18 protein-coding genes are annotated in these 25,252 nt (G+C 38.7%); 17 read left to right on the forward strand and 1 reads right to left on the reverse strand.

All coding sequences use genetic code 11. The features are described 5' to 3' along the window. Positions 1–47 precede the first annotated feature (47 nt). Positions 48–1,370 (forward strand): MFS transporter, encoded by a 1,323-nt coding sequence (locus tag OCV54_RS07735; RefSeq protein WP_055223340.1) that lies wholly within the window; start codon positions 48–50, stop codon positions 1,368–1,370. A gap of 4 nt (positions 1,371–1,374) precedes the next feature. On the opposite strand, the gene OCV54_RS07740 is transcribed toward OCV54_RS07735, so the two are convergent. After that, complete coding sequence (locus OCV54_RS07740; protein ID WP_055223342.1) at positions 1,375–3,405, reverse strand: hypothetical protein; 2,031 nt, start codon at positions 3,403–3,405, stop codon at positions 1,375–1,377. Between the two features lie 342 nt (positions 3,406–3,747). Here OCV54_RS07740 and OCV54_RS07745 point away from each other — a divergent pair, with 342 nt between their 5' ends. From OCV54_RS07745 to OCV54_RS07820, 16 genes are all read left to right on the forward strand, one after another. Then, entirely contained in the window at positions 3,748–4,434 is a 687-nt protein-coding gene (locus OCV54_RS07745; RefSeq protein ID WP_055223344.1) for a LytR/AlgR family response regulator transcription factor, read from the forward strand. A 270-nt stretch (positions 4,435–4,704) separates the two neighbouring features. Then, complete coding sequence (locus OCV54_RS07750) at positions 4,705–6,480, forward strand: trypsin-like peptidase domain-containing protein (RefSeq protein WP_055223346.1); 1,776 nt, start codon at positions 4,705–4,707, stop codon at positions 6,478–6,480. Between the two features lie 20 nt (positions 6,481–6,500). Further along, positions 6,501–7,268 carry a PP2C family protein-serine/threonine phosphatase gene (locus tag OCV54_RS07755; protein ID WP_055223348.1) on the forward strand — a complete coding sequence of 256 codons (768 nt, stop codon included), beginning with the start codon at positions 6,501–6,503 and terminating at the stop codon, positions 7,266–7,268. 11 nt (positions 7,269–7,279) lie between these two features. Then, entirely contained in the window at positions 7,280–8,992 is a 1,713-nt protein-coding gene (locus OCV54_RS07760; RefSeq protein ID WP_055223350.1) for a serine/threonine protein kinase, read from the forward strand. Between the two features lie 2 nt (positions 8,993–8,994). After that, complete coding sequence (locus OCV54_RS07765) at positions 8,995–9,546, forward strand: hypothetical protein (protein ID WP_055223352.1); 552 nt, start codon at positions 8,995–8,997, stop codon at positions 9,544–9,546. 17 nt (positions 9,547–9,563) lie between these two features. Next, positions 9,564–15,407: an Ig-like domain-containing protein gene (locus tag OCV54_RS07770; protein WP_055223354.1), complete on the forward strand. Its 5,844-nt coding sequence runs from the start codon at positions 9,564–9,566 to the stop codon at positions 15,405–15,407. 60 nt (positions 15,408–15,467) lie between these two features. Beyond that, positions 15,468–17,378, forward strand: a complete 1,911-nt coding sequence (locus OCV54_RS07775; protein WP_055223355.1) for a protein kinase domain-containing protein — start codon at positions 15,468–15,470, stop codon at positions 17,376–17,378. A gap of 11 nt (positions 17,379–17,389) precedes the next feature. Then, complete coding sequence (gene essC / locus OCV54_RS07780; RefSeq protein WP_055223357.1) at positions 17,390–21,997, forward strand: type VII secretion protein EssC; 4,608 nt, start codon at positions 17,390–17,392, stop codon at positions 21,995–21,997. Positions 21,998–22,002: 5 nt separating this feature from the next. Then, positions 22,003–22,719, forward strand: coding sequence for a LytTR family DNA-binding domain-containing protein (locus OCV54_RS07785; protein ID WP_055223359.1), 717 nt, complete (start codon positions 22,003–22,005; stop codon positions 22,717–22,719). A gap of 4 nt (positions 22,720–22,723) precedes the next feature. After that, a complete protein-coding gene (locus OCV54_RS07790) occupies positions 22,724–23,203 on the forward strand; it encodes a hypothetical protein (RefSeq protein ID WP_055223361.1) in 480 nt (159 codons plus the stop codon). Continuing rightward, positions 23,196–23,453 (forward strand): hypothetical protein, encoded by a 258-nt coding sequence (locus OCV54_RS07795; RefSeq protein ID WP_055223362.1) that lies wholly within the window; start codon positions 23,196–23,198, stop codon positions 23,451–23,453. The genes OCV54_RS07790 and OCV54_RS07795 overlap by 8 nt, the downstream gene beginning before the upstream one ends. Positions 23,454–23,564: 111 nt before the next feature. Further along, complete coding sequence (locus tag OCV54_RS07800; protein WP_055223364.1) at positions 23,565–23,885, forward strand: hypothetical protein; 321 nt, start codon at positions 23,565–23,567, stop codon at positions 23,883–23,885. A 13-nt stretch (positions 23,886–23,898) separates the two neighbouring features. Further along, positions 23,899–24,216, forward strand: coding sequence for a WXG100 family type VII secretion target (locus OCV54_RS07805; RefSeq protein WP_055223365.1), 318 nt, complete (start codon positions 23,899–23,901; stop codon positions 24,214–24,216). Between the two features lie 13 nt (positions 24,217–24,229). Then, positions 24,230–24,520 carry a WXG100 family type VII secretion target gene (locus tag OCV54_RS07810; protein WP_055223368.1) on the forward strand — a complete coding sequence of 97 codons (291 nt, stop codon included), beginning with the start codon at positions 24,230–24,232 and terminating at the stop codon, positions 24,518–24,520. Positions 24,521–24,549: 29 nt separating this feature from the next. Continuing rightward, positions 24,550–24,843 carry a WXG100 family type VII secretion target gene (locus OCV54_RS07815; protein WP_055223370.1) on the forward strand — a complete coding sequence of 98 codons (294 nt, stop codon included), beginning with the start codon at positions 24,550–24,552 and terminating at the stop codon, positions 24,841–24,843. Between the two features lie 40 nt (positions 24,844–24,883). Beyond that, positions 24,884–25,201: a WXG100 family type VII secretion target gene (locus tag OCV54_RS07820; RefSeq protein WP_055223372.1), complete on the forward strand. Its 318-nt coding sequence runs from the start codon at positions 24,884–24,886 to the stop codon at positions 25,199–25,201. Positions 25,202–25,252 lie beyond the last annotated feature (51 nt).

Consider the following 25,252-nt stretch of genomic DNA (forward strand, 5'->3'; position numbering starts at 1 on the left):
GCGATGAGCTTCCCTTTTTATGTACTACAGAAGGGGATTAGAACTTGATGAATGACAAAACGGCAGATTCAAATAAAAGACGTTTGGCAGTCGCAGCCATCTCGGCTGTGGCACTCATAATACTTGTACAATTTGTGGATTCCTATTGCACTGAGATGTTCGGCAAGACGCAGTCACTTTCTGTTAGGACATTTCTCATGGATCCGCGTGGGATGAGTTCTGAAGCGGCGGTTGCATATATGAGCAGAGGCATGCTGCCATTTTATCTTATCGGAGCGCTCACGCCATTTATCAGGTCATATACGGATATCATAGGCAGGAAGATGATGATGATCATAAATGTGGCGCTTCTGGCTGTTGGAAGTGCAGTATGCCTGCTGGCAAACAATCTGTGGATATACCTGCTTGGCAATGGAATTCTCATACTGGGATATTCGCTGGACATACATCTGATATACATAGTCGATGCGGTAGATAGAAAACATCGAGGAACTGTCAGAGGAATCTGTGGTGGAGTGTCCATGGCAGCAGCCATGTGTATACCTCTGCTCAGGTCATTGTACGTGGATGGCGGCGGACATAATTGGCAGATTCTTTACGCTGTTGGAATTGTTGGCGGATTAATAGGTCTGGTACTGGTTATGTTGTACAGATTCCCGAATATAACTGGTTCTAAAGCTGCACCGAGTGTTGGCGGATCGGCAAACAGGAGTGAGGGAAAATCTGTGGACAGTACAGAATGTAGCACAGATGATGGACATATACATTTTATAAAAACATTCAAAGATATATGCAGAGATCATGCAACCAGAAATCTTCTCATAAGCATAAGCGTGGTGGGGCTGGCGACAGCAGGCATAACATATTACAATGAACCTTTGTGTGCCTTCTCAGGTATGGGAGAGGGCAATGTGAATACAGTGTTGCTCATACAGCCCATAGCATCATTGGCTATAAATGTTCTGACAGGAATACTTGCAGACAAAATGGAACGGAGATATGTGGTGCAGATGGGAATAGCGCTTAGCCTCATATCAGGTATGGCATTTACACTTGGAGTAGGGCATGGAGTTTCATCGGTGTTGCTGGGAATACTCTGGGGCTGCATGAATGGATTTTACTTTTCTGCGGAAGAACTGATAAATCTTATGGTCATGGAAAGTGTAGATATATCGGTCAGAGGAAGGGCGTCAGCTATGTCCACACTGTCATATGGAATAGGAGATCAGCTGGGGATATTTGCAATAAGTCTGGTTGTGGGAGCCCTTGGCATGAGATGGGCAAAATTGGTATTTCTCGTGTCGCCTCTTGTCATAGCAATGGTGGTTCTGAGAAGAAAAGAAATAGAAAAGAGAAGGAAACACGCTTAGTTGTTCAGCGTGTTTCCTTATTTTTATGTTCAACATTCAGCTTGCGGATGCTGGATTTGATCTTTCTGTATTTGAATAGTGGATACATTGCAAATGTCCACAGGGCATACACTGCGACAAGAATGGGCAGGCCTATCAGATTGCGGAGATTATTTGAGTGCCATACCGCCATGCTCAGGTATGCGACGAATATGCACAGCGCAACATCTGTGATGAGATGCAGCTTCTGATTCACGATATACATAGGATGATAACGGTCGTCAGGTGGCTGGATGTCCGATGTGGACAGGCTCTGTTCAAATTGACACAAATTGTAGTTATATATTCCTCTGGCAATCGCAAGCTCAGATATGCTGCCTGCGTACAGGTTGTGTCGGAACAGTGTTGTTACTTCATAATTATCAGAGTCAGGATTGCCGGCGTAGAATGAGAATTCGGCCATTTTCTGATAATGGGATCTCGCACGGAGAAGTATAAGTATGTTCAGAACACCGTTCAGCAAAATAAGGATCATTGTGACGGAATAGAGCATGGAAGCATTTGGCATTCTGAAATACTCCAGGTCAGGATTCACAAGCTGAAGAATCTCGGCGATCACACCTATGGATGAAAGAGTGACAATGAAAGCGGTTAGAGTAGCCCAACTGTATTTGGACGAATCCGCTACCTGATCATATATATGCCGGATGCAATCCTCACTGTAGTTTGTGAGCTTGTTGTAGCTGGTGTGTCTGAAAGAGTTCAGTCTGGAATCGTAATCCCATGAGCACATGCGCGCCACTCCGAATCTGGACGCAGGAACATGACCTGGCAGATCCGAGGAGAAGAAAGCATCATACCTTTTGTAGGTAATATGGTCATGAACCATGCTGTCGATAAGCATAACTCCACCAAATGATAAACTGACGAGAGCCACCAGAAGAGGAAAGCTGTTAAATACAAATGACACAACAATATACAGAATACTCATCATACAAAACAAAGTGATGATGACTCGTCTCCCCTGTTGTATATCATTAAAAGATCTCGAACAGTTCTGAAAATGATTATATGTAATGCTATAGGTGTTACTGTTCTCATCAAGCACGGAATGTTCAAGTATCAGGCTTAGCTCCGAATACTTCTTGTGCAATGAGAATGGAATAAATCTCAAAGCTGTCAAAATGATGGATGCACACAGCATGACAATACTGAACAGCGTCCCCTTTGTGCTTGTCGCCTCATAGGAACTGATCCAGGTAGAAGAGAAGATGGTTGCAAGCATCTGTACAGAGTAAAGGACTATCAGTGTATATGTTGCAAATGCCTGTAGCTTGTCAACCCTCCTGGCATCATTCATTAGCTTCTGAAAATGTGGGTTGTTCAGATCGGTCACGGGATGTGCAACCTTAGGCTCCTTGATATTTCTTGTTATTGCAACCTCCGATGCATATGCAGGGAAATTCACATCATCAAAAAGCGCATACAAAAGGATCGTAGCAAGATATTCTGATGGTGAGGTGCATTTGAACAAAGAGCAATAATGTGTAAGCTGGTTGTCTGTTGAGAGGACGTTACTCAGATATGACTGCAGTGAAACTATAAAATCAGAGTCCAGTGCACCTCTGGTCTCTATAAGATTGTCAAGATGAGCGCACAGCTTGTCGTAATCTATCGCATTCAGCAGAGCTCTTATAGGAAGAGGCTGCTCGTTTCCGGAAAAGTTCTTATTTGCCAGGTTGGAAAAGAAAACACTCAGCTTCGTGCCTGTAGGATAGCTCTCGTCAGGATGGATGAGATAGTACAGAGGTTTCTGTGCTGAATCTGCATCCTTCTTAAGTCGTTCTATATCCGCATCCTTGAAGACGGAAAATGACATTATTTTGTCAATGTCGTCATATTGATTAGGATTCCGTGAAAATAATAATTGGCTGAAAGTGTGCTTGTTAGAGTATGAAGACGTCTGTGGAACAATGGGAATGTTAAGCCCCAGATGCTCTGTGAAAAGCTCCTCCAGAGAGCATATGTGTTCCGCCGGTCTGGTACGATATTTCATCTTTTGTTTCCCCCTCATGGAAATGAAATAGGTTGGTTTAGTAAATATATTTACTAGCCTAAATGAATATATAATAAAAAATTCCGTATTTCAACATTAAAATACAAAAAAATATATCAAATAGAGATATAAATAAATCCATTTACAGTTGAATGTAATCTAGACAACGAAATAAACGTAATAGACAATACATTGACTGGGTGGTGATTTTTGATGTTCAAAATTCATATTACTTCAGACTTTTTAGCATCAGGTAATAATTGAATAAACTCTCTGAATTAGCTAGATTGTGGCGTGTAGTGAGGCGAGATCAATATAAATAATGAGGGGAGAAAACTGAATATGAAAATCTCTATTTGTGACACTGATATAAACACAAGAATTCAGTTGTATGGTAGGTTAAACGAAAAATATAATATTGATAATGAAAATGTGAAAATAGTATGCTGTCAACCCAATGACGTAATGTTTGATATAGAGGATGGAAAGTTTGACAGCGATATTCTGATAACGGAGATAGTGTTTAGAAATATGCAATATACTGGAGTTGAGCTTGCAAAAAAGGTTAATGAAAAGGCCCCTATGTGTAGGATTATTTATTACACGCAAAGTGTTCCTGTAGACATAGATATATATGAGGCAGACCACATCAATTGTATTCTAAAAGGTGTTCAGGATGATAGGTTGGAAAAATGTGTGTCACGTGTTTTGAGGCAGGACGTAAGACGGTCGGATAGAAGAATGATAAGGATTAAATTCGATAGAACAGTTAACATGCTTGACTGTAGTTCTATACGATTTATAAGAATAGAAAACAGAGTTACAAAATTTTATACAAATGATGGTGTTTTATATGAGTACAAGGCTTTGAGTGATATACAGAATGAATTACCATCAAATTTTGTAAGATGTCACAATGCAGTAATAGTTAATACTGATTACATAGAAAGCTATAATCACTCAACAATAATTATGACGACAGGAGAAACATTAAAAATAGGCAGGAGATATATAGGGGTTTTAGATTAACAAAGTGGATTATCGTACACTTGGCTGTAATTGAGACATGAATATACGTAATAGAAACAATCGAAAATTGCCGAAAAAAAGAATGTGCTATACTTTTTTAATAAAAGTAAAGTTTATTTAATAGTTTGATCTGGGACATAAACGACCATAAAACGACATTTGGTCATTGAAATCATGCATTTTGTCAGGAAATAGACAGTAATGACAAGACAGAGTGTATAGTTCCAGATGTAAACAACAAATAAACAATCATATCTAAGGAGGAAGAGTATGAGAATAATGAGGAACTTAAGGAAAGTATTTGCAATTATGATTGCTTGCGTTATAGCGCTTGCTTTGGTTAATCCATTTATTGCAAAGGCGGCAGACGATACTGCTGGAACAAAGATTGATAAGAGTGGAATCTTACAGATCAATGTTTATCATCAGGATCAGAATTCTGGTAAGAAATATTTTATCCAGAGTGGAAGTGGTTTTCTGATCAGTGATAGCGAAGAAGGAAGTCAGTATGTAATCACATGTGATCATGTTGCAGAGATAGACGATGCAACCAAGAAGGAGGCATGTGAGGCATTCGGAGTTCAGAAACTCAATATAAAAATAGAGGCAGTTGTTACAAGAGATATCACTCAGACTGCAAAGATAATTAAAGCAAGTCAGATAGATGATTTTGCTATTCTTAAACTTGATGCACCAATATATCAGAAGAATGCAATGGTTATCAGACCAGAGGGTGCAGATCTTACAGAAGATGTATATGCGATGGGATTCCCAGCAGACATCATGAATATCACAGATTTCAATTATTACACAGAAGACCAGGTTACAGTTTCTAAGGGTAGCGTTTCACTTTGTGAGATGTCAAACAATGGTGTTCCATATGTTCAGCATTCAGCGGTCATGACAAGAGGCTGTTCAGGTGGTCCGCTTGTAGATGCCAATGGTTATGTAGTTGGATTGAATACATTTGTTTATACAATAGACCAGGGAAGCTATTATTACTCACTTAAAATATCAGAGGTTACAAATGCTCTTGATATGTTAGGAATTAATTATCTTACACCAGATGGAACTGTTTCAGCAGGACAGAGCGACGATGCTACAACAGAAGCAGCAGTTGAGGCTGGTGCAGAAGTTTCAAGCGAAGATGCAACAGAAGCAACGGAGGCTACGACAGAGGCAGTTGTTTTAGATACAGCAGCTCTTGACAGTGCACTTTCAGAGGCAACAGGATATATGGCATCAGATTATACAGAGGATTCTTTTGCAGATCTTGAGACCGCTATAGATGATGCTAAGTCAGTAAAGAATAACAGCGATGCAACACAGTCAGATATAGACAGAGCTGCATCAAACCTTCAGAAAGCTATAGATGGACTTCAGGAGGCAACAAATACCACAATGATCATAATAATTGTTATTGCAGCAGTAGTAGTGGTTGTAATAGTGGTTGTGATCATCCTTGTTGTTAAGGCAGGTAAGAAGAACAATGAGCCTACAAGAACTGTTCCAACATCACAGAGCTATTCTGCTATGCCGACACCTGCACCAACACCTATAGCACCAGTGTCACCGGTTGCGTCAGTTACACCAGTAGCTCCAGCAAGACCTACACCTCCAGTTCCACCACAGAATTCAATGTCACAGGGCCCACAGTATTCACCAAGTTATATGAATGAGGGTGCTGGTGAGACAAGTGTTCTTGGTTACGGTACAGGTGAGACTACAGTTCTCAGTGGATCAAATCAGGCAAAGGCTACACTTACAAGACTTAAGACGAATGAGAAGGTAGATATAACAAAGCAGCTCTTCCGTGTTGGTAAGGAGAGAAGTAAGGTAGATTACTGCATAACCAATAACAATTCTGTAAGTAGAATACATGCAGATATCGTATACAAGAATGGACAGTACTTTATCATTGATAACAACTCAACAAACTATACATTTGTTAATGGTCAGATGATACCTGCAAAGCAGGAGGTTGCTCTTTCAAGCGGAGACAATATCAAGTTTGCTGAGGAAGAGTTTACATTCACAGTAGCATAAAACTTGTAGAGGGGAAGAATATGGATTATTTGGTTGCTGTACATACTGACGTAGGAATACGAAAAAGTACGAATCAAGATTCAGTTTTACTTCAGACAGCACATACCAATCTTGGAAATATAGCATTTGGATGTGTATGTGATGGCATGGGAGGGCTCGCCAAAGGCGAGCTCGCCTCTGCTACTCTGATAAATGCATTTGCGGCATGGTTTCAGAAAGACTTGCCGGAGATGTTAGCTGAAGGCTTTGATCAGGCTGTCTTATATGCACAGTGGAAAAATATTATATTGACTCAGGCAAAGAAGATAGAAGCGTTTGGGAAATATCATGGATTCCATTTGGGAACGACATGTGTTGCATTACTTCTTTTCCAGAATAAATATTATGTTGTAAATGTAGGAGATTCAAGAGCTTACCACATAGATGGAGCATTTAATCAGATAACAAAGGATCAGACATATATACAACGTGAGATGGATATGGGCAGGATGACGCCTGAAGAGGCTCGCCGTGATCCACAAAGAAATGTACTCCTGCAATGTGTAGGAGCGTCGGAATTCATAGAGCCGGATTTTTATTCGGGAGATATGATGAATGGAGATGTGTTTATGCTCTGTTCAGATGGATTCAGACATATTATTACTCCGGAGGAAATGTATCAGTATCTTAATCCAAATGCATTATATACTGAACAGAATATGCTGGAGAATATAACTTATTTAACGGATTTGAACAAATACAGAAGAGAAGAAGACAATATTTCTGTTGCTGTGATAAAGACGTGCTAGGAGGGGATAGCGTGTTAGAGATTGGTTCACTTGTAGACGGAAAATACAAGATATTGAATAAGATTGGACAAGGCGGTATGAGCGTTGTCTATTTGGCTATGAATGAGAAAGCCAATAAACAGTGGGCTATCAAAGAGGTACGTAAAGATGGCAGACAGAATTATGAAGTTGTTAGGCAAGGACTTATTGCTGAGACAGATATTTTAAAGAGATTAAATCATCCCAATTTACCAAGTATAGTAGACGTAATAGATGATGGTGAGAGCTTCCTTATAGTAATGGATTATATAGAAGGAAAACCTCTCAGCAATGCGCTTAAGGAACTGGGGGCCCAGCCACAGGAATTTGTGGTTGAGTGGGCAAAACAGCTCTGTGATGTACTTGGTTATCTACATTCAAGAATTCCACCAATTATTTACAGAGATATGAAACCTTCCAACGTCATGCTCAAACCGGATGGCAATGTGACGTTGATCGATTTCGGAACTGCCCGTGAGTTTAAAAGCGACAGAGTTGAGGATACGACCTGTCTGGGAACCCAGGGCTATGCTGCTCCTGAACAGTTTGGAGGAAGAGGCCAGACTGATGCCAGAACAGATATATATTGTCTGGGAGCAACTATGTATCATCTTGTGACGGGGCACAATCCTGCAAAGCCGCCTTACGAGATGTACCCAATAAGACAGTGGAATCCAAATCTATCATCAGGACTTGAACAGATCATATTAAAATGTACGAGAAAAAATCCTGAGGACAGATATCAGAATTGCGCAGAGCTTATGTATGCGCTGGATCACTATAACGAGCTTGACTATGAATATAAGAAGAAACAGCGTGTGAAATTTGGCGTGTTCGTTGCAAGTGCACTCCTGACCATAGGGCTTGGAGGAACCTCGTTTTATGCACATGCCAAGGAGAATTCCATAAGGAGTACCACTTACGACAGTTATCTGCTCAAGGCAGAACAGTCGGTGGATAACAGTACATATGAGGATTATATCAAAAAAGCTGTGCAGCTTGATCCATCCAGAGCAGATGGATTTACAAATCTCCTTGAGCATTACACAGAAGATGGCGTATTTGAAGAGGCTGAAGCAAGCACTATCACAAAACTTGTAAATGAGAATGACAATCAGATGAAAGCTGATCAGGTTAACTTTGCAAATTTTGCATATAAGATGGGAGCTGCATACTGGTATAACTACGGCAAAATAAATGATGGTGTAGCGGAGTATAGTGGAATGATCCCACAGGCAACCAGCTGGTTTAACCAGGTCGAGCTTGTGAAGGAGGAGAACGGTAAGACCAATAAAGCCGAATACAACAATGCTCAGATATATGCAAAGATCGGTACATATTATGCAAAACTCGGTGCAAAGAAAAACGAGATGGGAGATACAGAGGTATCGTACTCCGATTTCTGGTATGACCTGATAGATCTGAAAAACAGTGAGATACTTAATCCTAAAACGCAGCTATATGTGTACGAAGACTTCATAACCAATATATATAAGTATTCTGCTGATTTTAAAACTTCCGGTATTGAGGGAAGTGAGATATCCGGAATGCTCACAGAGATTGAGGAAAAGATGAAGTCGGTGACGAAGGATGCATCAAATGAGAAACTGGTTGACTATATAAACCGCAATTTGAGTAATGCGTGGACTGCATACAATGCAGCATATGGCAGCACCTCGACTGTTGGAACAGGAAAGGGGCAGTGATCATGAATAATATTGAAACTTTACATACTATATATATTGCGACGATGACAGCAGGAATAATAATGTTGGTCATCACAATAGTTTTTTTCTTTCTGTTTGATATACGACATGTCATTGGAAAGCTGTTTGGATTTTCTGAGAGGAAAGAGATCAAGAAGTTGAGCGAGAATACAGCGTTCACAAGCCAGCTTAACAAGAAATATAACCAGAAGATGAAGGGCAAGGTCTTTACAGACAGTGGAAATCTGAAGAAAAATCAGACACCGGCCGAGCTTATGGGACTTACAAGCTCTCCGGGACCAGCGGTTGGCATAGAACAGGGAATAAATTATGCTGCGGCATCACAGGTTGGAGATGATTCTCTAGCTACAGCGGTGCTTGGTCAAGAGGCTGGTGCAAATGAGACAGCACCACTTACTAATGACCAGACAACCGTATTGAGTGATCGTGGAGCGGTTGCCAGAGCAAAGGCTGCAGGCGCAGCAGATCTTCAGTTTACTATTACAAGACAGATATTACTTACACATACAGACGAAACCATAGAGATAGGATAAGAGAGGAGAAAGCAAATATGAGAAAATCAAAAAGAATGATAGCACTTGTATTGGTGCTGGTAATGGTTCTCAGCTCGATCACATTCAGCAGTGGTTCATCACAGGCTGAGGGCGACTCAAACAGTGGAAATAAGATTGTTCTTAATTTCCCGGAGAGTGAGAAGAACAATGTAGACTTGAGTAATTATGAACTTTTGGTCAAGAATAAGAGTGATGGCAAAGATGTATCTGATGTTACTTCATATGCTACAGCTACAGATGCAGAAGGCAATAAGATTGTTATTACAGACAGAAAGCTTACAAATGGTACTACATATGTTGCAGAGGTGACGTCAAGCAATTGGACAGGATATAAATACAAGGCAGAGTTTAAATATGATGGCAAAGATCAGAATGTAACCTTGGATAAGTACCTGACAATGGTAACTATAAAACTGGATCAGGAATACAATGATATAAAAGTATCAGGTTTGTCAGGTTCTGATAAAGTGTCCATAGGAACGGATAAAGTTAATGATAACGGCAATGAAAAAACAATATCTATAATAACTGTTGAAAATGCAGCAGGAATAAAGGGTAATTCAGAGGTTGCAAAGATAACAGCGACAAAGGCTGTTGATGGTGTAAAGCTTGCATGTGAAGGTTCAATTTCACTTGGAAGTTCAGAAATAGGAAATATAGTACTTAATCTAACACAGTATATAGTCAGGACAGAAGGTGTAAAGATCCCAACAGTATTATATAAAAAGTCAACAGAGATAGATGATAGCTATTATGTAAGACTTGCGGACAATACAGTTTTGGACAAAAATATCAGTTACAATATAAAGCTTGTTGGCGATAATAATATGGTGATTGATTCAACAACAGGTATAACTAATATTTCAAAGTCGATGAGTGGGAAAAAGCAGGTTATTAAAGGCGATATTGATGCTGGGGAAAGTGAAATAGTAAATATTTCTGCATCTCAGAGAGCAGTTGATGCAAGAGATATAGCCAGTGTTGATTTTAATAAGTTGGATACTGTTGTCCCAGAGATACCTTTTAATGTTACATACACAGTGACAATGAAAGATCAGCTGCCAAGCGACAATCTTCTCGATGAGAACGGCAAGCTTGTTGGGCAAGTGTCAGTAACTACAAATAATGAAAATGTTACTGTTACCAGAAATGACAACACATTCACAGTAGACGGATCTAACATATCATTCACTGATAAGAATACGATACGATTAAATGTTATGTGTACATTCAGTGATACTGATAGGGAAAAACATGACTTTAAAATGGCCACAACTCCAACGGTGGTTGTAAGTGATGTGGTGTATGGTAAAAATGGAGATTTTTATTTGTCAGCGGACAAAGTAGAATCTAGTGGGACTAACAAGTATTATTATCGTGACGATAAAAATAAAGCAACTATAAAATTTAATACAAAGAGCTATACTCATTATCGTTTTAAGACAGCACCATCAGAAACTGGTTCAATGTATGGCGATTTTAAGAAGATAACTGAAAGTGTTGGCGAAGTAAATGCAGACACTTATACATTCCAGATGAAAAATGATAATAAGGGTTCTGAGAAGTTTGGTGTGAGTTCTGCGGTAACTTTATTGAGAGATAATACTGCTCCAGAGATTAGTATTGATGCAAATAGTATAAAAAATACATATAAAAACGAAAAAGGAATATATGTTGTAAACAATTACTCGGAAATTGAGGTGATAGCGTCAGATCCAAGTGATGAAAAAACAAATGCTAGTGGCATTGCTAAGATTGTATATTCTGATAACGAATTGACATCTGATGAAGCTAGAGCGGATGAAGCCCCTGTTCTTGGCAATGATAAGAATATTGTTAAGCTGCTAAAAAAATCTGGAGAATATACTATATATTTATATGCTGTAGATAATGTTGGTAATGTATCTAAAAAACTAGAAGTTGTTATGTTTATGGATGAATCAAGTCCAAAAATATCATCAGACCAGATAAGTGAAAAAGCGGTGACAGATTTTGATGCTGGTACATATGATGAAGTTGTTGACGGTAATAATACGATAGTTAAGACTGTATATTACAAGAAAGATACAAAAATAGAAATAATTGCATCGGATGATAACATTTCTGAATTTACAGTAAATGTAAATGATGAGAAACGTAATACAGAATCAGGTTCAAAATATAGTTTTAATGCTACGGCTGAGACAGGAAAAGTTAGTGAATATACGATTGTTGCTAAGGCGTCAGATGGTGTCAATCCTATTACTGTAGAATACTATAAAGTCGTAATAGATAAAGAAATGCCATCAGTTGAAAGTGTTGATGTAGAGCCTGTAAAAGTTGAGGATAAGGATAATATTTTCCCTAATTATGGTGAAACATATACAGCGTTAAATAGTGAATCAGAAGTATCGTGGGAATATACTGATTCTAATAAAAGTACTGTTAAGTTAAAAATTAATGATGAAACTCAAAAGAATGAGTTTGTAATAAATAATAATGGCAGTATGGACGGAAAATATGTTTTCGAAAAAAACATTAATGAATTTTATGCACTTGATAAGAATAATATAAGTGTTATCTTCACTGACAAGGCGGGAAATTCAGTAACTAAAACGATTAGTAGAAAAGATGGTGAAAAAATTTCAGAGGCTAATAATATTTGTTATGTAAAGAACAACAAGTTTTCCTTTGGTAATTTTGACATGACAGATACAGGTGTAAACAGCACATCTGGTCATAAGACTTTGGAAGTTGATAACAAGAAATTTACTGGAACGATATATTTTAAGAAAGAAGGTGAAGTATATAGCGATTTCCTTAAGGTATATGCTGTAAAAGATGCAAACGATACAGAAAAAACAGACATTACAAAATATGCAACTATAAGTGGTAATGATGACGAAAATGATAAAAAAATATCTATATCGGTTCCAACGGGTGAATTATCAGGCGATGGTGATTATAAGTTCGTTGCATACTATTATGATATTGCCGATGGTCAGGTAGATAAGGTGGAAAGTGATGTTTATACATTAGACAGTACTGCTCCAACAATTCTCGGAAAACAAGAAATCAAAAAGATCGGCGAAAAATATGCATTGGTTTACACATATACGCTTACAGAAAAGAATCCTAATTTCGGGAAGTTTACATGTTCGGTGAAGAATAACACAGAGTTAACACCTATGTCATCTGGAAAGAATAATACAACTAAAAAATTACAGCCGAAAATGCAAATAATAGTTAGAAACAAAAGTACCGAAGTAGAAAATGGATTTGAAAGCTTACAGAGCGCATTAGCAGATTCAAAAAATTGGGTTAAGGATGGAACAAGTGATCAATACACAGCTACAGTCAAGATAATGACAGAGGGTATTTATAACATGTATCTTCAGGTGGAGGATACGGCAGGTAATAAAGCTAATGTTAAGGAAAATGGTATCATCTTTGATAAAACTGCCCCTGAAGTAACTGTAGATGTGGATACGAAAAACAATCCAAAAATTACTGTTACTGAAGAAAAACCAATTTATACAGATTACAATGTATTTAACAACAGTTCGGTCATATTAAATCTTACAATGCTTGAGGATGTAGGAACAATTAGTAAAATATCTTGGAAAACAGATAATGATGGCGACAGCAAAGACAGTAAAAATGTTCATTGGGTCAATAAAAATAAAAAAGTAACTCAGGATAAAAACGAATTTACAACTCAGGTTGCTATAAGTGCCAATTTTAAGGGCAAAATTACATTTACAGTAACAGATAGCAATAATAATAGTAGTACTTTTACCTATGAAAATGGAATTGTGGTGGAAGACAAAAACAAACATAATTCTCATGTATCAATAAGCAAGGCTAAAGAACTTAATACTAAATTAAAGGATAGCGAATATGGTATCTATAGAGGCGATGTAGAGTTGGAACTTTCAGCCAGCGATACATATTCTGGAATAAAGAATGTAACTTATACAGTTAAACCTGATAAGGCAAGAGGATATAATGTTGAAGATGGAGGAAATAACTTCACAAGCGATAAAAAAGGCGGAATCCGGACATCATGGAAAAACAGTAAAGTTGTAATTGGGGATCAAAGCAATAAAGTAGAAGTTTGGGTTGCGGTAACAGATAATGCTGGTAATACAACTCTTCCAGAAAAAGTTGGAACATACGCAATTGATAAGACTCTCCCAGTAATAGACTCTGTAAAATATACAGGTATAGCTCATAATAACAAGTATTATACGAGCAGAACGGCTACAATTACAATAGATGAACTGAATTTTGCACAGGAGAGAACACATGTAACAATCCAGAAAGGTAATGAGACACTGGATATTACAAAAAATTTCCGCAATATACAGGGAAATAAATGGGTTATGAGCTGTGAATTTGGTGGTAATTCAGAATATGGCGATGGTGATTATAGCAACCTGACTGTTACTACAATGGACCAAGCAGGTAACGTAGCGAAGACTGTTGTAAGTAATGACAGCTTTACGATCGATAATCAGAAACCAACCATGACCATCACCTACGACAACAACAACGCAAAGTCAGGCACATACTACGGTGAGGCTAGAACAGCTACCATCACAGTAAATGAGCACAACTTCGCACCTGAGGATATCACAGTAGATGCAAGAAAGGATGGCACACCGATATCTATAAGCGGTTGGTCAGGAAGTGGCGACACACATGTTGCAACAGTTTCATTCAATGCAGATGGCAACTATACAATATCAGCATCTTGCAAGGATAGAGCTAATAATCAGGGCAATAGTATAGAGACACAGTCATTTACAGTAGATCTGACAAAGCCGGAGATAGCTATTGAAGGTGTAACAAATGGAACATCATATACAGGAAGTGTTCTTCCGGTAGTAAGAGTAACAGATACGAACTATGATGAAGGTGGCGTTATTGTAACTCTTACAGGTGGAAAGAATGGAGTGAGAGAGTCAGGATATTCTAAGTCTTCAATTGCAAATGGACAGGCATTCTCATTCTATGATCTTGAGCATGCTCAGAAGATGGATGATTGCTACACATTGACAGTTAAGGCGGTTGATAAGGCAGGTCATGAGACAACTCAGACCATATCATATCGAGTTAACAGATTTGGTTCAATCTACTCACTCAGCAAGGCACTTGAGTCCGCGGTTGATTCATACTATGCAGCAGCATCGGACAAGTTTGCAATCTATGAGCAGAATGTAGATGAGGTAAAGACATCAACAGTTTCATACACCATCGACAATGAGATAGTTAACCTGGAGGAGGGCAAAGACTATACGGTAAAACATTCTGAGGATAGGACGGGATGGAATCAGTATGAGTATGTTCTTTCTAAGGATTCATTTGCAAAGGAAGGTGTATACACCGTTTCAGTTTCATCTGAGGACACTGTAGGTAATATCTCTGATAACAAGTCAAAGGGTGTAAATATGGAGTTCTGTATTGATAACACCGCTCCAGTCTGCATCATAAGTGGCGTTGAAGAGGGACAGAAGATTGAGCGTGATGCAAGCGCAAATATAGGAATAGAGGCATATGACAATATAATGTTTGCCACAATGAAGGTAGAGCTTAATGGCGAGCAGATTAAGTCTGAGGCAGATTTGCAGGATGGAAAACTTTCGTTTACTGTAAGTCCAACGTCAGGGGAACAGACACTTAAGGTTACATGTTATGATGCAGCAGGAAATGAGAAGATAGAGGAGGTACACTTTACATTTGATGTAAGTATTCTCAATTCTCACCTGTGGATCGTTCTGGTAATCATTGCTATATGTATTGTTCTGCTTGGTATGGTTATTATTATCGTAAACAAGAGAAGAAGAGCAAATCAGTAATTTCGCAGTAGGGAATGGCTTCGGCTGTTCCCTATTGTTTTTTGGAACGAGGAGATACAAGTGATTAATAATGGCGATGTGATAAATGGAACATATCAAATATTGGACAGAATAGGCTCTGGCGGAATGGGAGTCATATATCTTGCATATCATTTGAATCTTCAAAAGTATGTGGTGATCAAGCGGATAAAGGATAACTTTGTGGGGCGGATAGAAGCTCGTGGAGAAGTTGACATAATGAAAAATCTGAGCCATTCATATCTTCCTCATATATATGATTTTATTCAGCTTGGAACAGAGATATATACGGTCATGAGTTATATAGAAGGGTATGATTTCAGTTACTATGTTAAGAATAATTATCGCTTCTCAGAAGAACAGATAACAAAATGGCTTTCCCAGTGCCTTGAGGTGCTGGAATATCTACATACAAGAACACCGGCAATCATACATAGAGATATAAAACCGGGCAATATAATGTTGGACAATGAAGAGAATATCTGTCTGATAGATTTTAATATCTCATTTGATGAGACAAGAGGCACCAATTTCATGGCGGCTTCAACAGCATATGCTTCGCCTGAACAGCTTCATCCGCAGCAGGTTATACAGAGTGATGGACAGGTCGGTTATCAGATGGTAATAGATAAGAGGACGGATATATATAGTCTTGGTGCAACATTTTACCATATCATGACGGGAATTAAGCCAAATGAGGGAATTGTAAATGCTTATCCGATAACAGAATTGGATATAGATTATTCAGAGGCGTTAAAAAAGATAATTCATAAAGCAATGCAGACAGATCCTAATGACAGATATCAGTCTGCTACACAGATGCTCACAGCAGTAAGAAATATATATAAGTCAAGTGCAAAATACAGAGCTATGAGATTGGGAATTATTGCTGGAGCGTGTTGCATTGGGCTGATTATTGGAACTTCAGTTGTTATGGGATATAAGCTATCTAAAAAGAAGAAAAATGAGGCTTTTGAAAAAAACTATAATCAGGTAATTCAGATATCCGTTGAGACAGAACCCCAGGAGGCATTGGAGAAAGCCTTGAGGCTGTTAAATGATGAGAATTACAATTCTGTGTACAAAGATTATCCCATCAAGAAAGGAAATCTTCTCTATCAGGTAGCTTTGGCATACTTTGAACTTGAGAATTATGAAGAGGCAAACCGCTACTTTGAAGAGGCTGTGGGATGTATGGATGATGCTGATTGCATAAGGGATTATGCTATATCACTTGCAAAAAGCGGAGACATTTACACTGCGGAGAGTGTACTTGGAAGAAATGGTGATGTACTCGGAGATATCAACCAGAAACAGATACAGGCAGAGATTGCCTATGTTCAGGGAGATTATCCAAAAGCGGAAGATGATCTTAAATATGTGCTTCAGAATACACTCACTGTGTCAGACAAGAGCAGAAATCTGATATTGCTGAGTGAAGTATATGCTGCTCAACAGAAATACGATCAGATGATACAGCTTGTATCTGATAATGCATTGCCCTCGGAATATGAATCGGTGAAAGAAAAGATATTAGCGACTGCCTACATAGGCCTTGCATCAAAGCAGGATGATTCATCAGTAGAAACATACTATCAAAATGCACAGTCAAGTCTGGAGACATTGAGGAATAAAAATCTGCTAGATCTCGACAGTGCCATAAACCTTGTGGTGGTTTATCTGAATACGGGCAAATTCACGGAAGCTGAGAACTATCTGAAAGTACTTTTAGCGGAATATCCAAATGATTACAGAATTTTGGTGCAGCAGGCGTTTTTGGATTATAACCGCCAGATAGATAGCTCTGGAGATTATTATTTTGTAACCTTTAAGAAACATTATGATGAGGCTATAAAGGCATACAATGAACAGAATGTTGATGGAAAAATAGATACAAATGTGGAGCAGCTAAAGAAAATATATCAGCAGCTCAAAGATAAAGGGTATGTATAGGGGAACAATAGATGGATAAATTTATTATTTATATAAATTATGGAGATTCAGTAGTTGAATACATTCTGCCAGGACTTAACAATCGTACAGGTGAACTGGATCTGTCAGGAGTTACAGGAATAAAGGATCTGTTTATTTCATATGAAGTTTGGGACCATGTGTGGAGTTTCAGATCCAGCGATAGGGTGAGACTGAGCTATCAGCATTACATGTTTGAGAGCAGAGAACTGAGTAATGGGGAAGTCTATACAGGTAAAGTCTATAGCACAGGTCAGCATTTTTCTGTGATGATACAGGCATTTCGTAAAGAAATGGCTAGCTTTGATAAGTTTTCACTGCAGGGATATGACACAGTTACTATCGGATCAGCAAGGGACAGTTTTGTAAATATCAATAATAAATTTGTCAGTAACTGTCATGCAATTTTGTCACACCAGAATGGATGTTGGTATTTGTTTGACAAAGGGAAAAATGGAACTTATGTAAACTATAAAAAGGTGCATGATAGCTGTAAGCTTCAGCCATTTGATCAGATATATATATTGGGATATAAGATAGTGTTCCTGGGAAGTATGATCGCGGTAAATCAGATGTGTGATGTGACATGTGCGCTTCCAAGGATAGATGTAGATCAAGTTAAAGATATGAATATATATGGGGATATGTCAGCGTTTTCAAGAATGCCTAGATTCATTGAACCATTTGATGAAGAGAAGATAGAGATAGAGGGGCCTCCGGGACGGCATAGAGAAAGAAAAACACCATTGCTTTTTATCCTTGGACCGTCTATTACAATGCCGCTGCCAATTCTTGTGACTGTGCTCTTTAATGTATATGTGAACAGCCGGACTAATTCAAGTGGAAGTCCACTTATGTATTTGGGAATGATGATATCGGTCATCATGTTTGCCGGAATTGGAATCATGTGGGCTATGTTGAGGAATAAGTATGATCAGAGAGTTCTGCGTGAAGAGGAGGAACAGAGACAGGTTGCATATAGAGAGTATATAAAGAAAAATGAAGACCTTCTTATTTTAAAGCAGGACTACAACAGAAATATTCTCAGTAAAAAATATCTTAGTTCCAGAGTGCTTCTAAGCAGATTTACAACAGATGTGGGACTGCTTTGGAATAGAAATGTAAACCATGAGGATTTTATGGAAGTCAGACTGGGAACAGGACTGATAAAATCACCAAATCAGATAGTTGTTCCAAAGGAAAAGTTTTCAATCGATAAGGATGAACTTGTGGAAGAACCGGCAAAGCTGTTCCAGGCATTTGAATATATAAAAGATGCTGTGAAACTGTTGAGCCTTAAGGATAACAAGATTGTTGGAGTGACAGGAACACACAACGGAGTTCAGGATGTTACAAATAATATTATAGTTCAACTTGCAGCGTTACATAGTTATACAGATGTGAAGATTGCAGTTCTCTATGGTGATGAATTCGACCTTGAGTGGACAAAGTGGTTACCTCATGTATTCAGCAAAGATAAAAAGAAAAGATATGTAGGAAATAATGAGAGTTCTGTGAAGAACGTTATCGGATACCTTATGGAAGAACTTCGTTCGCGAGAGGAGATGCTTAACAGCGAAGAGGAAGAGGTTGTTTTTTCCGACCATTATGTCGTGTTCTGTTCTGAGAAAGAATATTTTGACAATGAGCAGATATATAAGTATATGACATCAAGGGATGACTATGGTTTTACATTTGTTCTTTTATATGGAACCATCAGTAAGCTGCCGAATGAATGTAAGTATGTAATAGAAAATAGTGACAGCTATCAGGGGATATATAAGCTTAATGAAAGCTATGATTATACAAAGACTGTGGCATTTGACACGATATCCAGCAGCGAATCTGAGTCATTTGCGCGAATGATAGCAGCCTACAACATAAACGAGATCTCAGAAGGCGGAATCCCGGACAGCGTTGATTACCTTGAGATGCTTGGAATAGGAAGAGTTGAACAGTGGGATTTATTAAAGTGCTACAAGGAACATCGTGCATATGAGGGAATAAGCTCGTTTGTGGGTATCACCGCAGGAAATAAGCCCATGTATCTTGATATTCACGAGAAAAAGCATGGACCACATGGCCTTGTTGCAGGTACTACAGGTTCAGGTAAGAGCGAGACTATACAGACATTTATACTTTCACTGGCACTTAATTATCATCCTGATGAGGTTGCATTCATATTGATCGATTACAAGGGTGGTGGAATGGCAAATGTATTCCAGAAACTGCCACATCTTGCTGGAACCATAACGAACCTTGGGGCAGGGGATGATGATAGCGATACTGTAGATGAGAGCCTCACAAGGCGTGCCCTTATTTCAATACGAAGTGAGATAAAGAGACGTCAGAAGATATTCAATCAGTACAAGATAAATCATATTGATGCCTATATAAGATTATATCGTGATGGGCAGGCAACTGAACCTCTTCCACATTTGATCATTATATCTGATGAGTTTGCAGAGCTTAAAAAGGAGCAGCCGGAATTTATCAGAGAACTTGTATCCGCCGCTCGAGTAGGTCGAAGCCTTGGAATCCATCTTATTCTTGCAACACAGAAGCCGGCAGGTGTTGTTGATGATGAAATATGGTCCAATTCAAGGTTCAAGCTTTGTCTGAAGGTTCAGGATAAACAGGATAGTATGGGAATGCTTAAGCGTCCTGAAGCTGCTTATCTAACACAGACAGGACGTGCATATCTGCAGATAGGAAATGACGAGAGTTTCGATCTGTTCCAGTCAGGATATTCGGGAGCAGACTATGAGCCTCATGACTCTGTAGGAGTAATAAAAGACACAGTGTCGATGATAGGTATAGATGGTAATAACTGTGTTGAGAAACGCAAGAAGAGAGATACAAAGAAAAATGTTATATCACAGCTTGATGCATGTGTTAATTACATAGCAGACGTTGCTGCTAAGAATGGAATACATAATGCCAGGGCTTTATGGCTGCCACCTCTTTCCGGTCATATATATGTGGAAGACCTTATAAAGAAATATAATATTGATTCCGCAACTGGAACACTTGCCTGGATTGGAGAGATTGATAATCCTGAGAAGCAGGATACCCTGCCATATGTAATAGACTTTAATCAGATGAGTAATCTTATGATCCTTGGTAATAGTGGTTCTGGAAAGAGTAATATGCTGACAACCATGATCACGTCGATGATGAGGTTTTACTCACCAGAATATGTGCAGTTCTATATACTTGATTTCTCTGGACGGACGATGAAACAGTATATGAACATGCCACATGTGGGAGAGGTATTTTATTCGGATGATACAGAGGGTGTGCCAAGAGTATTCCAGTTCCTGCAGGAGATGATCAATGACAGACGCGATAAATTCCAGCGGAAGGGAATAGGAAGCTTTGTGGAGTATCAGAAGCTGAGTGATGAACCTATGCCTACAGTATTCTTTATAGTGGATAACTATTTTGAATTTATTGAATCTTATGAGAATCTTGAGGACAGCTTTGCGAAGCTCACCCGTGACGGAAGCAAATATGGTATTCAGGTTATCATCACTGCGAATACAACTACTGATGTCAGGTACAAGACAAGAAAGAATTTTACAAATGTTATTCCTCTTCAGCTTATGGAAAAGGGAGATTATCTGGATGTTCTTGGCAAGAGTCCGGCTATTCTTCCGAGTGGTATCACAGGACGTGGACTGGTGGTTGTGGATGATATTCTGGAGTTTCAGACTGCGCTTCCAGCGTATGGAGACACAGAAATTGAGCGTATGCAGAATCTTAAGAAATTCTTTGAGGAGTATTGCCAGAATTACAGCGGATATCATGCAAGAAGAATACCAGTTCTTCCTGAGAATAAGTCATTTGCTGAGACACTGGAGGATTTCGGAGAATTTGTTGAGAATAAACAGCTTCCATTTGCATATGAGATGGAAAATATTGTGCCGATAGCTTTGGATTTCAGGATGACCTACTGCTTCAGTCTGAGTGCCACTACAACTTCTGCTATCATAAATGTGTTCAAGAATTTCATATATGCAGCCGGACTGATTCAGGCGCAGGTGCATATGGTCAATCTTAACAGTGATTTTGCGGGAATAAGGTCAATGTTAGACGGAGAAGTATATGATTCTCAGGACAGAATATATGACTTCCTCATCATGTTGAAGAAGGAATTTAAAGCAAGAAGCTCACGAAAGAAGGAACTTGTAGCAAATGGTGTTGCAGATCCGTATGCGGTGATCATGAAAGAATTTACACCACTTGTACTCCTGATAGATGATTTTGATGATTTTATCCAGAAGGTATACGACACGAGTTACAAGGAGGCAATGAATAATATTGTTGAGCTTTTCTTCAAAGAGGGACGTCAGCTTGGAGTTATGTTTGTAGCTGGATTTGCAATTGATTTCTCAGCAGGAAGTTTCTATACACAGGCATGTAAGACATATACACAGTATAGAACCGGTGTGCATATAGGCGGCAGATTGAATGATCAGAGATTGTTTGATTTTGCTATGACACTTAATGAGAAAGCCCAGATACTTCCTGATAATGTAGGACATATGATGAAGAATGGGGCACCATACAAGGTTTATATTCCTGTACATGAGAGGTAATAGATATGATTGATTTTTTAGTTTGTGATACCGAAGCAGACGAAATGGAAAATGTCCATGATGCGTGTTTCAACTATTGCTTTCAAAAAAATTATGATGCCGAAGTATATGGTTTCGATAATGTCTCAGAGGCGGATGATTATATATCAAAACAGAGTATGAAGATAGCGTGTATGTTGGCATGCGGAACTCCTGTTGATGAACTTATAGATGATATAAGAGAACAGAATCCTTCTAATTATGTTGTTTTGATTGCACAAAACCTTATGGAGATCGTCAAATACACAACACCTGTTGTGCGGCCAGTAGGATGCCTTCTTAAACCTGTTAAAGCAGAGGATGTGCATGGTGTCATAGATTCAATAGCTGCTGATCTGAATGATGATGATAAGAATCAGGGAATATTCCAGTTCAAGATCAGATCAAGGGAATACTATGTTGATTGCAGTCAGATCATTATGTTTGAGGCGGTGAGCAAAAAAATTGTTTTATATACGGCCGTACAGGAATACGAGTTTTACGATTCTATAACAAATATAATAGAGCGTCTTCCAGAGCCTTTTTTCAGATGCCAGAAGAGCTATATCGTTAATATGACAATGGTAAGAGAGGTTGATTATAAGGAGATGCTTATATCCCTTGAGGATAATCTGAGTGCAAGTTTGTCAAGAAACGTCAAGGCGGAGTTTGCTGAAAGAATGGAAAGGTATAAAAAGGGGTGAGTTTTTGGCGATAGGATATAGATTCACATCAAATGAGCTTGCGACGATGCTCAGACATATTGGAGTGACAAAGTACAGGCTTGGAGATATAGATGTGGAGGGATTGACGGACAAAGCCGAATATTCAGCGATTGATAATCTATGCAGACACAAAGTTTGTATAAAGACTTCTGGAGGCTATTCGTTAGACAGGGTAATAGCATTTATTATCATGTCGATCTCTGAGGCAGAAAGTTATGCCATTATTGTGGATGATGAGTCGGCAAAGGTGATGGTAAATAATAGAAACATGATTGTCTATATGAGACAGGATTTCAAAATTCCGAGTGTATGGCATTTGTATCCATATGAGACATTTGTGGATCTTGTTATGGACGATCATGGCAAGATAGATCCCAATACTGATGTCACTGTGTTGTCATCGGAGGGAGAAGAGAGCCTGAAGTGGGCAGATTATTCTGAAAGGATGATGAGGGATGAATAAGGTATTAGTTGAACTGTATTGCGCAGCAACTATTAAGAAGTATGATATGTGGTTTCCAAAATCCATGAAGATAAGAGAAGTAATAAATCAGCTTATAGAGCAGATAGAAGACTTTGAAAATAACAATGAGCTGTTTCAAAATACTGATAATATCATGCTTTATTTGTATGAGAGACAGGATGTATTAAACAGGGATTATACGGTGGAGCAGTGCGGAATTGTCAGTGGTCAGAGGATAATGATGGTATAAAATGCATTTCATTCCAGAAAAAATGCGTTTCGTCAGAGAATAAACAAATTTTGGAATAAATGGATAAGATATAAAACATAGACGACACAAACAGTAACGAAAGGAGCCGGGATGAAGAGTAAATACAAGTGGGACGTTGAAGAGATACAGCATTGTGTTTCAAACTTATCAAAGCAGAAAGAAAATTTGATTCAGTATAAGACTGAGGTGTCAACTCTTAAGGAAGATATTTCAGCAGCCTGGCAAAGTATTGCTGGAAGTACATACGAGGAATCAATAGGAATCGATGTGAAACTGATGGATCAGATCATAAAAAGTCTGGACGAAGAGATAACCAAGATAAATAAGGTTGTCAGCAAGGATTATAGACCGTGTGAGGAATCACTGAGAAATGGTGCAAATAATCTGGTTCAGAATATCAGAGTTTTGTAAAGGGGGAAAGGTGATGGATGAAAAGACGTTGTATGTTGATCTGGGCACCTTAAAGAGTAAGATAACGACCCTTACGAAATTGCAAAGATCAATAGAAGATGTTCAAAATACTCTGCATACTCTGGCAGGTGATGCCGGAAGATTTTGGGACGGAAGTGCTTATGAAGTGTTTTCCAGAAATCAGAAGAGTTTGAACAAGGATTTATCAAAGCTTAAAGATGAAGTATCACAGAGCTGTGAGAAACTTACACAGGCTGTAGCAACCTATGAAAAGGTTGAAAAGAGCGTTGAGACAGTGGTTGAAGATCTTTCGACTGCGGATATTTTTTAAGGGGTGATCAGATATGGCACAGATAAATGTAAATACAGAACATCTGCTGAAAATCGCATCTTATATAGAGGACGCAGGAGATGACCTGAATGATTATTCAGGGAATATGGAAAAGATCAGCGGGAATGTTGAAAGCGCATGGAAGAGTTCTTCTACAGCAACATATGTTGAGGAGATTCAGACAGTGAAGACAAATATGTCAAAGTTGTCAAGAGAAGCAAAGGATATTGCGAAGATTATTCGCGACTATGTAGCAGAAATTAAGCGCATTGAGCAGGAAAATGCCAATATGCTTAAAGGATAAAAAATATATATCATAAAGGAGAGATAATTATGGGAAAGATGACAGTAACACCACAGACAATGAACACGATAGCAAATGATATCGAGAACAAGATCAATGATTGGACAGATGCGGTTCAGAAGATCTACAAGCTCAAGGATGAGATGGATGCAATGTGGGATGGTACGGCAAATGATGCATTCAACAATATGTTTGCAGAGGATGCTCCAAAGTTCAATAATCTTGCAAAGCTTATGCAGGAGTATTCAACAGCAATCAAGACAGCAGCGAACAAGTATATACAGGGCGAGGAAGAAGTTAAGGGAATCGTTTCAAAGAGATAATAAAAAATAACATTTGAAGAAAGGTAAAGGGTGAATAATTATGGCAGATTTAATTTTAAAGGTAGATCCAGCGCAGGTGAGAGCAAAGGCAGGAGAGATAAATACACAGAAGCAGCTTATGGAGTCTCTGATGACAGAGATGAAGAGTAAGGTGAATGAGCTTAATCAGGCTTGGGACAGTGAGTCTGGTAAGAGTTATGTTGAGAAGTACACAAATGTGACAAAGGAGATCCAGGATTCTCTGAATGCGCTTCAGCAGCACATCAATAATCTTAATGATGCTGCATCAAAGTACGAGGAGATGGAGAATGCTCAGACTCAGCAGGTAAATGCCCTGAATACACAGGACATATTCTAAGATACATACAATTATCAGTGGAAGAATGGATCTGCCTGACATTTAGATATC

The sequence above is a fragment of the Coprococcus aceti genome (assembly GCF_025567285.1).
Classification (GTDB): domain Bacteria; phylum Bacillota; class Clostridia; order Lachnospirales; family Lachnospiraceae; genus Coprococcus; species Coprococcus aceti.

Coding starts and splice junctions, on each gene's coding strand:
- OCV54_RS07735 (WP_055223340.1), top strand. CDS start 48: ATGAATGACAAAACGGCAGATTCAAATAAAAGACGTTTGGCAGTCGCA.
- OCV54_RS07740 (WP_055223342.1), bottom strand. CDS start 3,405: ATGAAATATCGTACCAGACCGGCGGAACACATATGCTCTCTGGAGGAG.
- OCV54_RS07745 (WP_055223344.1), top strand. CDS start 3,748: ATGAAAATCTCTATTTGTGACACTGATATAAACACAAGAATTCAGTTG.
- OCV54_RS07750 (WP_055223346.1), top strand. CDS start 4,705: ATGAGAATAATGAGGAACTTAAGGAAAGTATTTGCAATTATGATTGCT.
- OCV54_RS07755 (WP_055223348.1), top strand. CDS start 6,501: ATGGATTATTTGGTTGCTGTACATACTGACGTAGGAATACGAAAAAGT.
- OCV54_RS07765 (WP_055223352.1), top strand. CDS start 8,995: ATGAATAATATTGAAACTTTACATACTATATATATTGCGACGATGACA.
- OCV54_RS07770 (WP_055223354.1), top strand. CDS start 9,564: ATGAGAAAATCAAAAAGAATGATAGCACTTGTATTGGTGCTGGTAATG.
- essC (WP_055223357.1), top strand. CDS start 17,390: ATGGATAAATTTATTATTTATATAAATTATGGAGATTCAGTAGTTGAA.
- OCV54_RS07785 (WP_055223359.1), top strand. CDS start 22,003: ATGATTGATTTTTTAGTTTGTGATACCGAAGCAGACGAAATGGAAAAT.
- OCV54_RS07795 (WP_055223362.1), top strand. CDS start 23,196: ATGAATAAGGTATTAGTTGAACTGTATTGCGCAGCAACTATTAAGAAG.
- OCV54_RS07800 (WP_055223364.1), top strand. CDS start 23,565: ATGAAGAGTAAATACAAGTGGGACGTTGAAGAGATACAGCATTGTGTT.
- OCV54_RS07805 (WP_055223365.1), top strand. CDS start 23,899: ATGGATGAAAAGACGTTGTATGTTGATCTGGGCACCTTAAAGAGTAAG.
- OCV54_RS07810 (WP_055223368.1), top strand. CDS start 24,230: ATGGCACAGATAAATGTAAATACAGAACATCTGCTGAAAATCGCATCT.
- OCV54_RS07815 (WP_055223370.1), top strand. CDS start 24,550: ATGGGAAAGATGACAGTAACACCACAGACAATGAACACGATAGCAAAT.
- OCV54_RS07820 (WP_055223372.1), top strand. CDS start 24,884: ATGGCAGATTTAATTTTAAAGGTAGATCCAGCGCAGGTGAGAGCAAAG.